This is a genomic window from Psychrobacter sp. AOP7-B1-25, assembly GCF_052376195.1.
In the GTDB taxonomy this organism is placed as follows: domain Bacteria; phylum Pseudomonadota; class Gammaproteobacteria; order Pseudomonadales; family Moraxellaceae; genus Psychrobacter.
The window spans coordinates 41,332-60,425 of record NZ_JBQSVK010000008.1 but is presented as its reverse complement, the minus strand read 5'-3'; the positions used below and the strand labels follow the sequence as shown (position 1 = coordinate 60,425).

The window sequence follows — 19,094 nt, the reverse complement described above, 5'->3', positions numbered from 1 at the left end:
TTAGATATTTCTAAGTACATCAGGTTTGGGTGTCTCTGAGATTAATGTTTAAAGCAAAAAAACATAGAAAGAACCTTGGCTCATATTTAACTATAATTAAGTCACTTTCATTTACAACTGCAATGCCGCAACAACTAACGATACGACGACTATTGCCGTGACATACTTTCTCACTTTAAAATATATGTGGCTAATAATCCGCACTCGATGAAGTCCATAATCAATAACTAAAAGGCTTATAAAGCCAATCACTAGCAGCCAAATAAAACTACTGGCTGATAAGATTAAAAAGCCAAGCCAAAGGCCAAGCGCAATGACATTGCTATAGATAGGTAGCTTAATAGCCCATTCATTGTCATCAGCCAATCCTAAATGATTGCCCCACTGTGCACCTACCATAAACGATGCAATCACTAAACCATAAGCACTCAATATATCGACTACTGAACCAAGTACAGGTACGGTAACAACGTCTATCGTTAGCAAAAACGCGCAGGCTATAAACGGAATCGCACCTGCAAAAGTTAGATAAGGACTTGGCTTTTTCATTGTTTGAACCTATCTTGTAATTAGTCTAATAATAGTTGTCATCTGTTCAATGGCAGCTTTCAACGTACATTAATCGCTCTTTTGAACGTTACCTTGCCATTGACGGATAAACTCACCGTTTGGATCATATTGCTGGGCTTGCTTGGCGAGATTAAACTGTCTGCATCCTCTTGGATCAGCACCCACGCCTGCCAGATATTGCCAATTGCCCCAGTTACTAGCGACATCGTAGTCGATAAGATATTGCTCAAAGTGAGCCGCGCCGTAGCGCCAATCGAGGCCTAGCTCGTGAATGAAGCAACTTGCAACCAGTTGTCTTCCACGATTCGACATATAGCCTGTCATGCGCAGTTGGTTCATACATGCGTTTACGATAGGATACGATGTCGTACCGCTTTTCCATTGTACTAAAAGATTTCCGTCCAATTGAGTCGAAGGTGTACGTTGACTGATGCCTTTAAACCAAAACAATTTTTCCTGATGGTTCACAGCGTACCAATAAAAATACTCACGCCACAGCAGCTCGAACCATATCCAGTAGGTAGAGTCATTTGCAATCATATCGCGCTCATAACGACGTAGACGGTTCAATACTGTGTTTACAGACAGCGAGCCGTTTGCAAGCCAAGCGGAAAACTTCGTAGAATGTGTCCAGTCATCAAGTGCATTTCGAGTGGTTTTATAAGTGCTAGGTGCATCGGAGTCAAAATAAGTGTTTAAGTGTTTGAGACCGCTCGACTCACCACCTCTAAAACAAGATGGCTGCTGTGATGATTTATCAAGCCCTGCCTGATTAAACAACTGCGATTCAAAAAAGTACTCGTCCCGACTCAGCATATTGTCAGGCAATGGCGCGAGTGATTCTGGTATGGGGTCAATATTTATATCTTTTTCTGCATGCAGCAAATCATAATCAGTTTCGATTTGTTTACGAAATTGCGTAAAGCTTTTGGGCAAACTCTCTAGCGGCAACTCGTCAAATAAAGTCGCTGTTGTTTGAACATGCCATTGTATCTCTGGATATTTCGCCTGCAGAAGGTCATATACTTTGTTTTGATTATAATCTGCCGTTTGACTGATGCAGACATCTGTCACTTGCTGCTGTTCTATTAAATTACTCAACTGAGTAAAGGCATCTAATGCTTCATCGCTTTTCTGTAAATAGAGCAACCTATTACCAAGCTCCATCAGCGAAGTATTTAAATCAGCTAGACTCTCGTGTAGAAACTGCTGACGAGCTTGACCTATAGCCTCATAACGATAGGCATCATAATGGTCTTTATTGTCTAATGTATCTGTCAATGATGAAGCATAAACCAATAGCAGCTCTCCATCATTGGATATCTCAGATGCTTTTAGCAAAGTTTCGTTGTCCGCTACTCGCAAGTCATTATGAAATAATACCAATGTGACATTATTGTTCTCTAAGTTGTTCACTGTCTGATTTGACATACCCTATCCTTCTAGCTATTTAGCACTGTTTTATTATTTTTAATCTTTAAATACCATATAAGGTGTAAAAAACACTTAGCATTCAACTTTAATGCCAACCTAATACTTGTAAGGTAATGCGCTCAGCCCCACAAATAACTTATAAGCATCAACTCTCATGTGTCTGACTGCTTACACGGCTTACCTTTAGGAGAACACCATGACTCAAAATAATACTACGACTGAAGAAAATAAATCAGATGAAAAACGTAAACTTATTAATCGTTTTTTGATGAGATTGACGAAAGAACAGCCTCAAATGTATTACGCGACCACCTCTGAGATATCGCGGAGTATTCATACGATGATAAAAGAACACACCAACCGTTTGTCAGTAGAAGAGCAAGCATTGGTCAGACGCATGACTATGGAAGAGATTGAAGGGTTACTTGGCTTTCATGCCAGATAAGTGATTGTTTTTCAGATATAACGTTTCTATAAACTTCCTGATTTCACACAAAAAAAGACCGCTACCCAAGCGGTCTTTTTTATTAACTATATTGTCATTTGGAACAATTAAAATAGATAGTCACGTGGCTCATTTTGCATTGAGATCCAATGTGTTCTAGTGAACTCTTCTAGTACCCATTCACCGTTAAAGCGACCGATACCTGAATTTTTCTCACCGCCGAATGGCGTATTGCTTTCATCATTGACTGAGATGTCATTGATATGGGTCATGCCAGCTCTGATACCGCGAGCGAAACGTAGACCTTTTTGCATATCAGCAGTGAACACTGCACTAGACAGACCATACATGGAGTCATTGGCAATCGACAGTGCATCATCTTCATCTTTAGCGCGGATGATACCAACCAACGGTCCGAACACTTCATTACGTGATAAGTCCATTTCGCGAGTGACTTCGGTAAAGATATGTGGTGGTACTACTTGACCTTCAATCTCGCCACTGAGTATCATTTTCGCGCCTTCTTCCTGCGCTTTAGCGATTTTTTCTTTGAGTGATTTAACTTGTTTTTCATTGATGATTGGGCCAACAGCAGTATCTTGCTTATTAGGATCACCGACATTCAATGTTTTGACGTGCGCTAAGAAACGCTCTACAAAATCATCATATATCTCATCTTCTACAATCACTCTATTAATAGCAATACAGATCTGACCTTGGTGCAGGAATTTGCCAAAAGCAGCCGCTTTTACTGCTTGCTCGATATCAGCATCTTTTAGTACGACAAATGGGCTGTTGCCGCCTAGCTCAAGTGCCACTTGTTTGATGTATTCACCACCATTTGCCAATTCACCGATGTGTTTACCTACTGAGGTCGAACCTGTAAACGATACTAAACTTGGCGCTTTGTGCTCAACGATTGCGTCGCCTATCTCACTGCCTGAGCCAACTACGACGTTTAACAGACCTTTTGGTAGACCTGCTTCTTCAAATACTTTGGCCAATAGCAGACCACCTGTCACTGGGGTATCACTAGCAGGCTTGAGTACCACTGCGTTACCAAGGGCTAAGGCTGGCGCGATAGAGCGCTGAGTTAAATGTAGCGGAAAGTTCCATGGGCTAATGACAGCGACAACACCGATTGGCTCACGATAAATGAAGTTTTCTTTGCCAGGAGTATTCGATGGACGAATTTCACCGTGGACACGATTAGGGAAAGTTGCGGCCTCTAACGTAATAGCACGAGCTGTACTCAGCTCGACCATGGCTTTGATACGCGTACTACCGGACTCCTTAATTAGCCAATCAACAATTTCCTCTTGGCGCTGATCAAGTATGTTTACGACTTTATATAACACTGCGGCACGCTCTACTGGTGTCTTCTTGGCCCACGCTGTTTGAGCTTTGGTAGCAGCGTCATAGGCTTCGTTCAACTGATCTTTGTTCGCTTGCTGAATCTCTACGAGCGTATCGCCGTTATATGGGTTGGTATCCGTGTTAGTGCTATCATCTTTACCGGTTTGCCATTCGCCAGCGATGAACTGCAAATGGAAGTCACTGTATGCACTAGTAGTATTGGTTGACATAATCATCCTTATTTTTAATTTGTTATGTTAAGTACTGGTTTGCGGTTATTAAAATAAAATTATTAAGTCGGCGATATCTCAATGAGAAAATATCTGGCAAGTGGTAAATCTGAAATCGTTATCGAACTATCAATTAGTCATTATTAACTACAAAGACGCTTGAATCAAAAATGATCTTTAGCAATGAATACTAACGGTAACGGATAACAACAAAACCTACCTTGCTAGACGACTGGTCTAATGCTACCATAGCTTTTAATAAAACAAGACTATTTTGTCAGTGAATATTGTTGATAAAACGTAACATATATAAAAATATCCTATTACAATATGCCATCAACATGACCTTCAAATGACCGCTGACCGATTCATCTGACTATTTGATACATATACTAATACAAGCGACTACCAAAGGAGACAATCCTGTTTATGTCTAATACAGACGCAACTACACCAGATACTAAAGCTCATTTACTAGCCACTGGCTATCAATTAATTGCTAAAAAAGGTTTTACCGCTGTGGGTCTAAAACAGATTTTAGATACGGCAGGTGTGCCGAAGGGCTCTTTTTACCATTACTTTGCTTCTAAAGAAGCGTTTGGTGAAGCTATTATTAATCATTATTTTAGCTTATATAAGACTCGCCTAGATGTGATCGATTCACAAGATGTCAGTGCGCAGCAGAAGCTATATGATTATTTTCAAAACTGGTATGACACCCAGCAGAACGGCTGCGATCACGAGAAATGTTTGGTGGTTAAGCTCAGCGCAGAGGTAGCCGATATGTCAGAAACCATGCGTAAGGCACTCGATACTGGTTATCAGCAGACGACCATGTGGCTTGCTACACAGATCAAAGCTGGCTGGCTCGATGAATCTGTACCTCGCCACGATAACCTTTCAGCCGAGAGTATGGCCAAGCGTTGGTATTTTGCGTGGCTTGGTGCAAGCTTGATTGCAAAGATTAGCCAAACCAATACTCCCTTGGCAGAAATTTGGCAGATGACCACGACCCAAATGGGACGCTAATAGCCAGTCGTTCAAATTTATGACGACCACACTTCTAACGTAAATATTAAGGCACATTGAATACCCATAGATAGCAGTTATTAAAACTCTGCTTAAGTACTCAGTGTGCCTTACCCTTTTCTCTTCTCGAGCAATTTCCTCAAAGATATCTATATGTCACTTAAACAGTTATACGATAGTTTTGTAAATATCACTAGACGACTGGTCTAATTGGTGTACAATGCGCACAAATATTAAGAATGAATGTCTATACGAGCATTGCTCACCATTCATTAATTGGTATCAAACAATATCCATTTTCAAAAAAACTTAATTGAATCGTTTTTACTAATCAATTTTTATTACTAAATAGGCATTTTATGAATAACTTCCAATACTACAACCCAGTTCGTATCGTTTTTGGTGAAGGTCAAATCGAGCAATTATCAGATTTAGTCCCTACTGATGCACGTGTCCTTATTACTTATGGTGGTGGTTCAGCTCAGCGTACTGGTACGCTAGACGAAGTAAAAAACGCCTTGTCAGCAAGCGGTAACCGTACCGTGTTCGAATTTGGTGGTATTGAAGCCAACCCAGAATTCACGACGCTACTCAAGGCCGCTGACATGGTCAATGAACACAACATCGACTTCTTATTAGCAGTTGGTGGTGGTTCTGTGATTGATGGCAGTAAATTCATTGCACTAGTTTCTTCATTGACTGAAGAGGATGGCACTGTCTCACGTGATAAGGCTTGGGACGCCCTAATTGGTTATTGCAAAAATATTGATTCTGCTATCGACTTGGGTGCTGTACTGACTATTCCAGCAACAGGTTCTGAGATGAACTCAGGCGGCGTCATCAACTATAGCGAACGTCAAGCAAAACTACCATTTGGTAACCTACTTGCTTTCCCTAAATTCTCAATTCTAGATCCAGTCAAAACGCTTACTTTGCCTGAACGTCAGGTCATGAATGGTGTAGCTGATGCATTTGTTCATGTAATGGAGCAATATCTGACTTATCCAGTAAATGCAAAAGTCCAAGACGCCTTTGCTGAAAGTTTGCTTAAGATTCTTATCGACGAAGGCTTAGTCGTTAAACAAGATCCAGAAAATCTAGAAACACGTAAAAATATTATGTGGACGGCGACCATGGCATTGAATGGTCTGATCGGTACTGGTGTACCACAAGACTGGACAACTCACATGGTTGGTCATGAGCTAACATCATTACACGCTATCGATCATGCGCGTACGCTAACGATCTTATTGCCATCAGTGATGCGTGAGCTAAAAGAAAGCAAGAAAGAAAAACTGCTTCAGTATGCACGTAACGTATGGAACATCACCGATGCTGATCTAGACGACGCTGCTATCATCGAAACAGCCATTGTTTACACTGAAAATTTCTTCCGCGAGCTTGGCTTGCCAGTTAGCCTAGAAGATGCTGACTTGACTGAATCAGCGATTGATCCAATCATCAAGCAGCTTGAAGTGCATAACATGGTCAAGCTTGGTGAACATGGCACCAACGACTTAGAAGTGTCACGTCGTATCTTGCAGCGTGCTGTGACTAGCAAAGCGTCTTAATAAGCGCTATAGCAAGAACTGTCAGAAGAATTATAAGAAAAATCATGACAGTAACAATAAGTACATATCGTTATGCTATCTATAGTAGTTACTTAGTCGAGTGCTAAGTAACTACTATAATCAACGCACTATAATAATGACAATTAACAAATATAAAGGAGTCCTACAATGAGCTTCGACAAACAACAGAATCAACAAACAAACCGTCAAATTAAATTGGCTAGCCGTCCTAATGGCGAACCTACTGCTGACAATTTTGACATGGCAACCAGCGACATCCCAACGCCAAACGATAACGAGATGCTACTACGCACTGTCTACCTATCACTAGATCCATATATGCGTGGACGTATGAGTGATGCAAAAAGCTATGCAGACCCATTAGAAGTCGGTGACGTCATCATGGGTGGTACCGTGGCGCAAGTGGTCGAGTCAAATATCGATAACTTCGCAGTAGGCGACCTAGTCGTATCAAACTCAGGTTGGCAGGACTACAGCGTCAGTGATGGCGAAGGCGTCCTGAAACTGGACAAAAACATGTCAAACCCTTCTTACGGTTTAGGCGTATTAGGTATGCCAGGGTTCACTGGTTATATGGGTTTGACTGATATCGGTAAACCACAAAAAGGCGAAACCTTGGTCGTAGCAGCAGCAACTGGACCTGTAGGCGCCACTGTCGGTCAAGTGGGCAACCAGTATGGTCTGCGCACCGTTGGTGTGGCAGGCGGCAAAGAGAAATGCGACTTTGCGGTCAATGAACTAGGCTTTGATGTCTGTATCGACCACAAAGCTGATGACTTTGCTGAGCAGTTAAAAGCAGCATGTCCAGATGGTATTGACATCTACTATGAAAACGTTGGCGGCAAAGTATTTGATGCAGTGATGCCATTACTTAACGACCACGCTCGTATTCCAGTATGTGGTCTGGTATCACAGTACAATGCGACTGATTTACCTGATGGCAAAGATCGCCTAGGTATGCTGATGGGTCTTATCTTAAGTCAGCGCCTAACGGTCAGAGGTTTCATTATCTTTGAAGAGTACGGCGACCACTTCCCAAAGTTTTTAGAAACCATGAGCAAATGGCTAGAGTCAGGTGAAGTAAAAACCAAAGAGCACATTACTGATGGTCTAGATAATGCCCCAGATGCATTTGTCAGCATGTTAAATGGTGATAACTTTGGTAAAACCGTAATCAAAGTATCTGATGTTAAATAGTTATTGGTTACACATTCACTAGTTAAGTAGCCACTAACAGTTAGCATTCGTTGTGAATAACTACTTAACAACATAAATTGCTAATATTACTACTGAAAGTTGCTTACAAAGCAGGAATAATACTAACAGTCATTGATTGCATTCAGGCTAATCAAGTAAAAATAGCTAATGATGCAACATCAAACTCATGACTGTTGGCTATTATGATTGCTGTCTACATAGACACTAACAGATAAATAATAAACAAGGATAATTATGAATATTTTAATGGTACTAACTTCTCATGACCGTTTAGGTGATACTGGTAAGAAAACTGGTTTCTGGCTAGAAGAATTTGCTGCTCCTTACTATGCTTTTCTAGATGCTGGTGTCAATGTAACTTTAGCCTCTCCAGCAGGCGGCCAACCACCACTAGATCCTAGTAGTGATACAGAAGACACGCAAACCAAAGATACGACTCGTTTTAAAGATGATAAAGACGCTCAAGAGCATTTGGCTAACACCAAAAAACTTGCTGACATGAATGCTGAAGATTTTGACTCAGTATTTTATCCTGGTGGTCATGGCCCATTGTGGGACTTGGCAGTAGATAAAAACTCTATCAATCTGATTGAGACTTTCGTTAAGCAAGATAAGCCTGTTGCTTTTGTTTGTCATTCTCCTGCAGCGCTTAAAAATGTAAAAGTTGACGGCGAGTACTTGGTAAAAGGCAAAACAGTCACTGGTTTTACCAACTCTGAAGAAGACGCAGTTGGCCTAACAGATGTGGTACCGTTCTTGGTAGAAGATGCACTGAAGGCCAATGGCGGCAACTACGAAAAAGCAGCTGATTGGGAATCATTTGTTGTTGAAGATGGTTTACTGGTCACAGGTCAAAACCCTGCGTCATCAGAAGAAGCTGCTAAGCGTCTAATGGCGAAGCTTAAAGGTTAGTCAAACCCACTACGCAATAAGGTCGATACCATGATTCGCTTACATCATCTTAATCAATCACGCTCATTACGTACGCTATGGCTCTTAGAAGAGCTAGGCGTTGCTTATGAAGTGGTTAGTCATCAGCGCGATGCCAAGACTCATTTGGCACCAGATTCTCTAAAGGCTGTACATCCCCTCGGTAAGTCTCCGGTTATCGAAATGGATGGACAGATTTATGCTGAATCAGGTGCTATCACTGAGCTATTGATTGAACGATTTGCGCCAGAGCGTCTGCGCCCTGATACAGATAGCTCAGACTATGGCTATTATCTTCAGTGGATTGATTTTGCAGAAAGCTCGCTTATGTTGCCATTAATGCTTGAGTTATTTACTAACAAAGCAGGCATCAATGATAATGAGTTTTTGAACGGTTATATCGAGACAGAAAAAACCAGATTGTTTAAGTATCTGGATACATCTGTTGAAGGCAAATCGTTTATCGTGGGTGATAAGCTAAGCGGTGCCGACTTTATGCTATCGTTCGACTTGATTATTCTTGCTAAGCGTCAGAAACTTGACGCCTACCCGCATATCAAACAGTATGCTGAGAAGCTGGCTAGTCTTGATAGCTATCAGCGTGCGATGCAGCTAGAAGCAAAATATGATGAATCGATTTAGTATTTGGTATTAGTTGATACCTCGGTATTAGCCACAATACTACGTACTAGTTGATCAAACAATTATTCGATACACAAAAACAGCTCTGTATAGAGCTGTTTTTTATACGTATAGCAATTTTTGCCTGTTGTACCACTCGTCATATTGCATAAAACACTATTATATTTTTATTCAGCAGTGCCAATAAGTTACGCGGTGATGACAAAAACGCTGTAGAAGTTATGATAAAATGCGCTCTGCATTTCTTGGGCTATCTTTCCAGTTTGACTAGTATTTCTATTAGCAACTTCCCTACTTTATAAGCTATGAACTTTCATCGTACTGACCTGATTTTGTGTCTGGAATCTGTTCTATGCCATTCTATTTCCTTATACAGATTACGGTACGTCCATGAGTAATGAATATCAGTTTAAGCCCCACGAACAACCGATAATGGTGGGCTCTCCTGCCAACCCTGATCATCCTGCACGCCGTAAATTATTTTATCTACTGATTGGCATTTTCGTTGGTCTCACTGCCAGCTTCCAAAACGGTCTACTCGTCGCGAACCTTACTCAGATTCAGGGCCAACTGGGCTTAACGCCAGCTGAAGGTGGTTGGATATCTGTCAGTTACAACATGACCAACGCCTGTATCACCGTTCTGCTGTACAAAATTCGCCAACAATTTGGCATGTCACTCTTCAGTAAAGTCACCTTATTCTTTTTGTTAGCTGCCACAAGTTTACAGTGGCTGATCAGTAGTCATCTATTAGACACACTTAATATTAGAATTGAACCCTATTACCTAGAGATTGTCGCAAGGGGACTTAGCGGCATGGTCGCAAGTGGCATGACCATATTAGGGTTATTCTATTGCCTACAAGGTATGCCAACCGTCAAACGTACTAGTGGTCTGATACTGGGTTTTGGCTTGGTGCAGTTTGGTATTCCATTATCACGAATTATCTCGCCCTACCTCGCTATCGATGGTCAGCTTGAAAATTTATTTTTATTTCAACTTGGCTTAGCACTGATTTGTTTTGGGCTGATTAATATATTAGAGCTACCACCAGGCAATACAGAAAAGGTATTTGAGAAACTCGATTTTTTAAGCTTTGCTTTTTTTGCGAGCGGTTTGGCTGCACTGGCGGTTATTTTGGTGCAAGGTAGGGTTTTATGGTGGACAACGCCTTGGCTCGTCTATCCACTGATGATTGCTATTGTTGGAATTAGCATCGCTCTATGGATTGAAACTCACCGAAAAAACCCGATGTTACAAGTCCGCTGGATGCGTAGCCGTAATATTATTGCCTTTATGACTACCGGTGCAGTCATGCGGATTTTGCTATCTGAACAAAACGTTGGTGCTGCAGGTCTACTTGCCAATTTGGGTTACGGCAACGATCAGTTAGTTACTTTTTATGCTGTCATAGTGGCTGCTAGTGTGTTGGCTTTGGTGATTAGTATTTTTAGCACCAATCCGATGGATTTACGCCGTCCCGTTATTTTTGCAGTGGCACTGATTGCCTTAGGTTCTTGGATGGACGTCGGAGTGTCTATTAATTCCGCTCCTTACATGTTTTATATTAGCCAATTTTTGATTGCATTTGCCGCAGTGTATTTCATGGGACCTTTGGTTTTTGAAGGATTTTTGCGAGCTATTGCCAGTGGCCCTGCTTATATCATTAGTTTTTCGGTTATCTTTGGTATTTCCCAAACGGTTGGTGGATTGGCAGGTGCAGCCGCTATTCAGGCATTTACGACCATTCGTACGCAAGTACATTATGCAGATATGGTCGGCTCATTGAATTTGGGTGACCCTGCATTCAGCGCTCAAATTGCTGGTACTCGTAATGTGTTGTCAAACCAAACGACGGACGTCGCCCAAGCGAATGTGGCTGCAATGAGCCAAGTGTTGCAGGGGATTCAGCGCCAAGCAACTGTCTCCGCTTATAGCGATTTATTTTTTTTGATGGCCAGTTTTGCGACTTTCGTTACGATCATTTTATTGATTAATTATTTTTACAACCGTTACCACAAGCGTAATCCACTGGCTAAAGAGCTTGCGGTCATTGCAAAAATGCGTGAGCAGAAATAACTTAGCTTATTATATTAATAATGTTTCACCCCATTCGTTTATAGCCAGTCCATTTGAATATTTATTGAAAACTTAGGAGTACGTCGTGAGCCAAGAAAAACCAAATGAGCTTAATCAAACACCTCAGACGTCAACTGGCGCTCCAGCAACAGACACAACTATAGCGTCTGCCACAAGTAAAGAAGAGTCTGCTGTAACCTCTTCGGAATCAGAAACTGAGACAACAGAAGGCGATACAAAAAACAGTTCAGACAGCAATAAAACACCGATGCCACCAAAAGAGCCAATACCAGATACTACTCGCTGGTCGCCCAAAAAAAAATCCTATTTGAATTTAGGTTTATTGGTCATATTGATTGTCATTGGTGTGGCATTGATTTTGTATGCATGGAAGCTTCCACCATTTACCCCAACGGTACAACAAACCAATAATGCCTTTGTCAAAGGTCAGACGACTATCATTAGCCCGCAAGTTTCTGGCTATGTCACCAAAGTCGCGGTGCAAGACTTCGCCAATGTAAAAGCGGGCGACCTACTTATAAAAATAGACGATCGAACCTTTCAGCAGCAGCTCGAACAAGCGCAAGCGAATACAGAGGTGGCAGTCACTAACCGCTCTACTAATGAACAAGACACGCAAACCAGCCAAGCACAAATCGAAGCACGTAGAGCTGATTTGTATAGTGCCAAAATCAACGTAGAAAGCACACTTGAAGATGTAAATCGCTATCAAGGTTTAGATGCTATTGGTGCAGTATCAAAAGCAGAAGTTGCTCATATCAAGGCGCAATTAGCTCAAGCACGAGCAGGTGTACAGCAAGCAGAAGCCAATTTGCAAGCCGCCCAAGAGAACCGTGAAAAGACTAGCGGTAGTCGCTCATCGCTGGACGCAAATATCAAAAATGCTGAGGCAGGCGTCAAGCAAGCGCAAATCAATCTAGACAATACTATTATTACTGCACCTGAATCTGGCCAGCTCAGCCAAGTCAGTGTTAAGGAAGGACAGTACGTCAGTGCGGGCACTCAGCTCATGTATATCGTGCCAAAGGGCGTCTGGATTATTGCAAACTTTAAGGAAACCCAAATAGCCAGTATGGCAGTCGGCGAGCCTGCAACCATCCATGTCGATGCACTTGGCGGTGCCAAATTTACAGGTCATGTGAGTAATATCTCGCCAGCGACTGGTAGCGAGTTTAGTGCTGCTGCAGCCAACCCTGCGACAGGTAACTACATAAAAATTGCGCAACGTATTCCTGTACGCATCGACCTAGACCAAGATCAGCCTGAACTGGCACGCTTACGTCCTGGCATGTCAGTCTCAGTGGATGTCGATACTGATATTAAGTAAAATTTTAAGTAAAAAATAATACCCAATAAAATAAACAGCTAACGTAAAAAAGCCACTCTAGATACCAAAAAATGGGGTTTAGAGCGGCTTTTCTAGTTTTGTATCGTCTATAATTTCAAACGATAACAACTATGGTAATAAACGCTTGGTTGTCCAGTTTGTATGGCATTCACTGCCTTCACTATCGTCGCTACTACTCTGCGTATACGCAATTCGGTCATGCATCCGATTGGCTCGACCTTGCCAAAACTCAATGCTTTCAACCGTAATCTCATACCCACCCCAGAACTCTGGCGTTGGCACGGTAGCACTGTCAGGATGTGCATTTTGCAGCTGTTCAAACGTTTGCTGCATGACTTCACGATTGGCTACTTCACCACTTTGCGGTTGACTGACCCAAGCCCCTACTTGACTGTCATGAGGGCGTTTTTGAAAATAAGCAGCTGACTTATCCGGATCAATCTTCGCGATACTACCGCTGATACGAACTTGACGCTCAAGCTCATGCCAAAAGAATAATGCTTCGGCATTAGGATTTTCTGCTATATCCTGCCCTTTTGCGCTTTCGTAATTGGTATAAAAGATGATACCTGTCTCAGTAATCTCGCGTAGTAAAACGATGCGGACGCTAGGCTTATTATCTGCGCCGCATGTCGCTAAACTCATTGCATAAGGCTCTTGTACCTTTTGTGCTAACGCTTCATTCATCCAAGCTTTAAAAAGCTCAAATGGTGATGCTGGTACTGACTGTTGGTCAAGCTCACCTTTCTCGTATGAGAGGCGTTGGTCGGTAAAGTCCATGCTCATGGCAGTTCCTCATTTGAAAACTATAATGTTGTTATTGTAAATACCAGTTATTGTCTGAAATCATATTAGCCTAGTACCGACTTGATAAGATCAGCTAAGTCATTAGCCATGACATCGCACTCTATTTCATCATCTGATTCTACCATCACACGAATCATAGGCTCTGTGCCTGACTGACGTATCAACAGACGACCTCGACCTTCAAGCGTTGCCTGTGCCTTGTTAAAAGCAGCAACCAACACCTCATGTTTAAATGGATCTTGCATTTGAGATAAGCGTACATTGACTAGCTTTTGCGGCAGCACTTCAAAACCTTCAACAAGTTCACTTAGCGCACGCTCTCTAGCTTGCATGACTGCCAGTACTTGCAAACCAGCAATGATAGCGTCCCCTGTACGACTTTTATCTAAGCAAAGAATATGACCAGATGGCTCACCGCCCAATATCCAACCATTTGCTTCTAAATCCTGCATCACATAACGGTCACCCACCTTTGCGCGAGCAAACTGAATGCCTGCATTTTTTAGTGCCAGCTCTAACCCCATGTTGCTCATAAGCGTACCTACTACGCCTTCGGCTTTGGTTTTACCTTGGGTAGCAAGCACATATAAGATACCATCACCATCGACTAGCTTACCCGTCTCATCAACCATTACGATACGATCGCCATCACCATCTAGTGCAATACCAACATCTGCTTCGTGCTCAAGCACGGCATTTTGTAAGCTTTCAGGATGAGTAGAGCCACATTCAGCATTAATATTGATACCGTCCGGCGTATTATTGATGGCAATAACATTGGCCCCTAGCTCACGCATGACTCTAGGTGCGACGCTATAACCTGCACCGTTGGCGCAATCCACCACTACTGTCAAATGACTGAGGTCATACTGATAAGGGAAGCTACCTTTGCAAAATTCAATATAGCGACCCTTTGCATCATTAATTCGGTTGTTCTTACCTAAATTTGCAGGGTCAAGAATAGGCATCATGGCAACGTCACTATTAGTGTCATTCATAATTGCCGTCAATTTATCGTTGATTGCAGTTTGCATCTCATCAGTAAGTTTTTTGCCATCGCCTGAGAAAAACTTGATGCCATTATCATAATAAGGATTGTGCGAGGCGGAGATAACCACACCAGCATCTGCATTAAAGCTACGAGTTAAATGCGCAATCGCTGGAGTTGGTAATGGGCCAAGCATATAAACGTCAACACCAGCCGCATTAAAACCTGCTTGTAACGCCCCTTCTATCACATAGCCTGACAAACGTGTATCTTTACCAATCACCACACTTGGCTTACGCGTAGGATTTTCATTTTTTTCTATGAGAACAAGCCCTGTCACATAGCCTAATTTCAAAATAAAATCAGGTGTAATTGGTAATTCACCAAATTTCCCACGAATCCCATCAGTGCCAAAATAGCTCATTATGTGCTCCTCAAGTCAAAAAAATAAAAGGCCAAACGTATACGCAGGCAATACTGTTGTTGTAATAATCTATTTCTGTATTCTACAAAAAAAACAGCCAACAATAACAGAGCATTGTTGGCTGTTTGTATCTTAAGCTCGCTGCAGCCTTACGTCTCAGCTAACATAAATAAGATGCAATTCTATAAAAGAAAAGTATTTCACTAAACGATCTAGTTTACTCGATAGTTTGGTGCTTCTTTAGTGATTTGCACATCATGGACGTGAGATTCTTTCATACCTGCTGAAGTTACTTTAATAAATTGCGGCTTAGTGCGCATATCTTCAATCGTAGCAGAGCCAGTATAGCCCATTGATGAACGTAAGCCCCCAACCAACTGATTAACGATACCAGCAACTGGTCCTTTATAAGGAACACGGCCTTCGATACCTTCTGGTACCAGTTTCTCTACGCCGTCTTTTGCATCTTGGAAGTAGCGGTCTGAAGAACCATTTGATCCTGACATCGCACCCAAGCTACCCATACCGCGATAAGCTTTATAGTAGCGACCTTGGAACAGTTCAACTTCACCTGGCGCTTCTTCAGTACCAGCCATGAGTGAACCAACCATGATGCATGATGCACCAGCAGCGATTGCTTTTGCCATATCACCTGAGAAACGAATACCACCATCAGCAATCAATGGAATGCTGTCTTTCAAAGCGCTAGCGACATTATCAATTGCTGAGATTTGTGGTACACCGATACCTGCGATAATACGCGTAGTACAGATAGAACCAGGGCCGATACCAACTTTTACTGCATCAGCACCTGCGTCACGTAAAGCAATGGCAGCCTCACCTGTTGCGATGTTGCCACCGATTACTTGTACGTGCGGGTAGTTCTTTTTAATCCAAGAAACTTTGTCAATCACGCCTTTTGAGTGACCGTGTGCCGTATCAACGACGATAACGTCAACGTCAGCAGCAATTAATGCTTCAACGCGTGCCTGCGTGTCTGCGCCAGTACCTACAGCTGCACCAACACGTAGGCGACCTTGCTCATCTTTACAAGCATTTGGATTGTTTTCAGCTTTGGCAAAGTCATTAACCGTAATCAAACCACGTAGGCGGAAGTTATCATCAATAACGATCACTTTTTCGATGCGGTGCTCATGCAGCAACCTTTTAATGTTCTCGTTGCTTTCACCTTCGTATACAGTGACTAGCTGCTCTTTTGGCGTCATAATCTGACTAACTGGCAACGACAGATTGGTTTCAAAGCGCCAATCTCTATGAGTAACAATACCCACAACATTATCTGTACCTTTTTCGACCACAGGCACACCTGAGATATTATTGTCTTGCGTCAAACGCAGCAACTCACCAATGGTCATTTCTGGATGTACAGTAATAGGATCGACCACGGTACCCGCTTCAAACTTTTTGACACGGCGTACTTGTGTAGCCTGCTTTTCGATGTCCATGCTCTTATGCAAAATACCCATGCCACCAAGCTGTGCCATAGTAATAGCCATTTCAGACTCAGTCACAGTATCCATCGCCGCAGAGATTAGCGGAAGATTAAGTGTGATGTTTTTGGTCAAACGAGTAGACAGATCAGCAGTTTTTGGCAGAACTTCAGAATAGGCTGGTAATAATAAAACGTCATCAAAGGTTAAGGCTTCATCGATAATTCGCAACATACAGACCCCTAGTGGTGGTTATTTTGATGGGTAGGAGCTCAGGGTAAAACGGATTAATCATTACAACTGCATCCACAGTGCTGACTTATCGCTACCACTCAGTTATCCTATAAAAATAACGCCACATTATAACAAATAAGCGCCTCGCTGACACACTATATTTGTCAGATTATTTTGCACAAATGAGTCTTTATCGATAGCCATCCTATCGCAAACCATAAACAACTCAGTTTGGAAGCCCGCGAAGAGCATAGTTGTTACTGACTTCTATTCGCCTTTTGTCAAAGTAAAACGCTCGGTGGGCAAATATTTGTTTTGCTGCGTATACAGATAACCAAGCATTTGCTCTCGTATTTCACAGGCCAGCGTCCATGCCTCTATAGGCCCAATTGATGAAACAGCACCGCGTAGTTGAATGGTATTTTCAGTCACATCAACCACATACATTTCAGGTTCTGTTTTGTTATCCCAAAGCTCATTCTCTTTAACCATCGATATAAACTTCTCTCGAATAGCGTCAATATCTGCACCATAATCAATATACAAAAATACAGGACAGGTTTGATGTACTTCTGTATGCGACCAGTTTTCGACCTTTTCAGTAATCAGTTCGCGCATCGGCACGATTAATCGACGTTCATCCCATGTTTTTAAAACAGCGTAAGTGTAACGCAGGTCTTCAACCGTACTAAAATTGCCATCCATTATCACGCTATCGCCAATCCGCACTGGCTGCGTCACTGCAACCTGTACCCCAGCGATGATGTTGCCCAATATTGGCTGGGCAGCGATACCTATCACCACACCAGCAATACCAGCTGAGGTCAATAAGGTCTTGCCCAGACCTTCCATGTTGGCAAACTCACTAAGGCCTATCCAAAAACTTCCCAAAATCATTACAAAGATAAAAACCCGGCGAAATATCGATACGTAAGTACGGCGACGGCGCTCTTTATCAAAATGCTCTGCAGCCAAATTCTCAATCTGCATGTCTTGATAGCGATTAGCAAAAAAGTTAATAATGCGAATACCTAACCACATGGTACTAAATACCAACCCAATCCAGATAAGGGGACGAGTAGATGAGGCGACGGCATCTAAATAAGGAAAACCACCTGAAACCAGAGCAAAAACAAGTGAAAAACTGATTGTAAAGGTCAATGGCACCGTTAGCTTACTGATCAAATCTGCAACGCCATTGGTACTGCCAACATACATACTATATTTTTCATCATCGACATAATGGTTGATGATTTTTTCAGTGCCTTTACTGAGTAGCCAGCCCACACCCATGGTCAGCAAGAAAAATACGATAAGCGCTGAGAATTCCCATAGCGCAATCCCGAAAACATCTAGTTTTAACCAAGTGGGTAAATAACGTTCGAACTCAGCTGGGTGATACTGCTCATAGAGATTATCAATATTGCCTACTGTCTGCGCCGAAAATACCCATATAGGAGCCCCGTCGCCTACCCGTACTCGCTGTAAATAAATAGGAACGCGGCGCTCTCGATAATCAATAGAACCGAGTTGGATAGATCGTCTGGCGATACCCATTACACTACTGTTATTACCAAGTGGTGGTTCAATCAAGCCATCAGGACGATCTGGCATATCGTCGAATACATACAACTCTCTTTCAGATAGTAAAAAATCCAAACGCTTTGCGAGATCAAGCGCACGGCTGCGCTGGCTTTCCTCATCAATCAAGTTCATGTTTAGCGCATAAGCCGCCAAATCATACTGCTGCTTCATTAATGCTGACTGAAAAAACTCTAAGGCCGCAAGCGGCGTTTCTAAGTTAGGTGGCTCTGATAAAGGCGGCAATCCAGCATTCAGTTTATCAACTATATAGTAGCTCTCGCTGTATTCTCCGGTCAGTGCCGTATCGCCTTGTAGTCTACCTGCCTGCTCTACTGCGTTACGCTCAGTAGGATCAAATACCTCTTCAGTAATACCAGAAATGCTGATATTTTCATCTTTAATCGTATTGACTTGCTGAGCCGCATATTCAGCAAAGTTATCGGGCTTACTAGGCGTTTGTTTTTCTGGCTCATTCGCACTCTCTCCACTCTCACTATTTGCTGTACTGGCCGCATTAGCAGGTGCGTAGACCATACTCATAGTCACAATAAGAAAACCCATTACTACTTGTAGCATTTGACTTTTAAAACGATTTTTCTTTATATTTAATCGATGATTATCATCTGAGCGCACAATGACACAATGATTGTCCATAGGGTTGTCTTTAAGAGTGTTCATGTTTTCAAAACCATCAGTCTACAAGAGGAAAGTA

15 protein-coding genes are annotated in these 19,094 nt (G+C 42.2%); 8 read left to right on the top strand and 7 right to left on the bottom strand.

Features of this window, described 5'->3' with window-relative positions; translation table 11 throughout:
• Positions 1–111: 111 nt before the first annotated feature.
• Together ACT3QR_RS08340 and ACT3QR_RS08335 are read right to left on the bottom strand one after the other, a co-directional pair.
• Entirely contained in the window at positions 112–549 is a 438-nt protein-coding gene (locus ACT3QR_RS08340) for a DUF3429 domain-containing protein (RefSeq protein ID WP_444520884.1), read from the bottom strand.
• A 69-nt stretch (positions 550–618) separates the two neighbouring features.
• Entirely contained in the window at positions 619–2,001 is a 1,383-nt protein-coding gene (locus tag ACT3QR_RS08335) for a DASH family cryptochrome (protein WP_444520883.1), read from the bottom strand.
• Positions 2,002–2,200: 199 nt separating this feature from the next.
• Here ACT3QR_RS08335 and ACT3QR_RS08330 point away from each other — a divergent pair, with 199 nt between their 5' ends.
• Positions 2,201–2,449: a hypothetical protein gene (locus ACT3QR_RS08330; RefSeq protein WP_057760515.1), complete on the top strand. Its 249-nt coding sequence runs from the start codon at positions 2,201–2,203 to the stop codon at positions 2,447–2,449.
• 107 nt (positions 2,450–2,556) lie between these two features.
• Here the strand turns inward: ACT3QR_RS08330 and ACT3QR_RS08325 are convergent, their stop codons facing one another.
• A complete protein-coding gene (locus ACT3QR_RS08325) occupies positions 2,557–4,035 on the bottom strand; it encodes an aldehyde dehydrogenase family protein (protein ID WP_444520882.1) in 1,479 nt (492 codons plus the stop codon).
• Positions 4,036–4,464: 429 nt separating this feature from the next.
• On the opposite strand from ACT3QR_RS08325, the gene ACT3QR_RS08320 reads away from it, so the two are divergent.
• The 7 genes from ACT3QR_RS08320 to ACT3QR_RS08290 all read left to right on the top strand — a co-directional run bounded on the left by ACT3QR_RS08320 (position 4,465) and on the right by ACT3QR_RS08290 (position 12,873).
• On the top strand, positions 4,465–5,064 hold the full coding sequence (locus ACT3QR_RS08320) for a TetR/AcrR family transcriptional regulator (protein WP_444520881.1): 600 nt from the start codon (positions 4,465–4,467) through the stop codon (positions 5,062–5,064).
• Positions 5,065–5,423: 359 nt separating this feature from the next.
• Positions 5,424–6,635, top strand: coding sequence for an iron-containing alcohol dehydrogenase (locus tag ACT3QR_RS08315; RefSeq protein WP_444520880.1), 1,212 nt, complete (start codon positions 5,424–5,426; stop codon positions 6,633–6,635).
• A gap of 168 nt (positions 6,636–6,803) precedes the next feature.
• Complete coding sequence (locus ACT3QR_RS08310) at positions 6,804–7,853, top strand: NADP-dependent oxidoreductase (RefSeq protein ID WP_444520879.1); 1,050 nt, start codon at positions 6,804–6,806, stop codon at positions 7,851–7,853.
• Positions 7,854–8,108: 255 nt separating this feature from the next.
• On the top strand, positions 8,109–8,786 hold the full coding sequence (locus ACT3QR_RS08305; protein ID WP_444520878.1) for a type 1 glutamine amidotransferase domain-containing protein: 678 nt from the start codon (positions 8,109–8,111) through the stop codon (positions 8,784–8,786).
• Between the two features lie 30 nt (positions 8,787–8,816).
• The gene (locus tag ACT3QR_RS08300) at positions 8,817–9,446 is read left to right on the top strand and encodes a glutathione S-transferase family protein (RefSeq protein ID WP_444520877.1); all 630 of its coding nucleotides are present in this window, start codon (positions 8,817–8,819) and stop codon (positions 9,444–9,446) included.
• Positions 9,447–9,836: 390 nt separating this feature from the next.
• The gene (locus tag ACT3QR_RS08295) at positions 9,837–11,525 is read left to right on the top strand and encodes an MFS transporter (protein WP_444520876.1); all 1,689 of its coding nucleotides are present in this window, start codon (positions 9,837–9,839) and stop codon (positions 11,523–11,525) included.
• A gap of 85 nt (positions 11,526–11,610) precedes the next feature.
• On the top strand, positions 11,611–12,873 hold the full coding sequence (locus ACT3QR_RS08290) for an HlyD family secretion protein (RefSeq protein WP_444520875.1): 1,263 nt from the start codon (positions 11,611–11,613) through the stop codon (positions 12,871–12,873).
• A gap of 129 nt (positions 12,874–13,002) precedes the next feature.
• Here ACT3QR_RS08290 and pdxH read toward each other — a convergent pair whose 3' ends face one another.
• The 4 genes from pdxH to ACT3QR_RS08270 form a co-directional block, all read right to left on the bottom strand.
• The gene (gene pdxH / locus ACT3QR_RS08285; protein ID WP_444520952.1) at positions 13,003–13,674 is read right to left on the bottom strand and encodes a pyridoxamine 5'-phosphate oxidase; all 672 of its coding nucleotides are present in this window, start codon (positions 13,672–13,674) and stop codon (positions 13,003–13,005) included.
• Positions 13,675–13,745: 71 nt separating this feature from the next.
• Positions 13,746–15,113 carry a phosphoglucosamine mutase gene (gene glmM, locus ACT3QR_RS08280; RefSeq protein ID WP_444520874.1) on the bottom strand — a complete coding sequence of 456 codons (1,368 nt, stop codon included), beginning with the start codon at positions 15,111–15,113 and terminating at the stop codon, positions 13,746–13,748.
• 212 nt (positions 15,114–15,325) lie between these two features.
• Complete coding sequence (guaB, locus tag ACT3QR_RS08275) at positions 15,326–16,798, bottom strand: IMP dehydrogenase (protein WP_444520873.1); 1,473 nt, start codon at positions 16,796–16,798, stop codon at positions 15,326–15,328.
• 267 nt (positions 16,799–17,065) lie between these two features.
• Complete coding sequence (locus ACT3QR_RS08270; RefSeq protein WP_444520872.1) at positions 17,066–19,060, bottom strand: mechanosensitive ion channel family protein; 1,995 nt, start codon at positions 19,058–19,060, stop codon at positions 17,066–17,068.
• Positions 19,061–19,094: the final 34 nt, after the last annotated feature.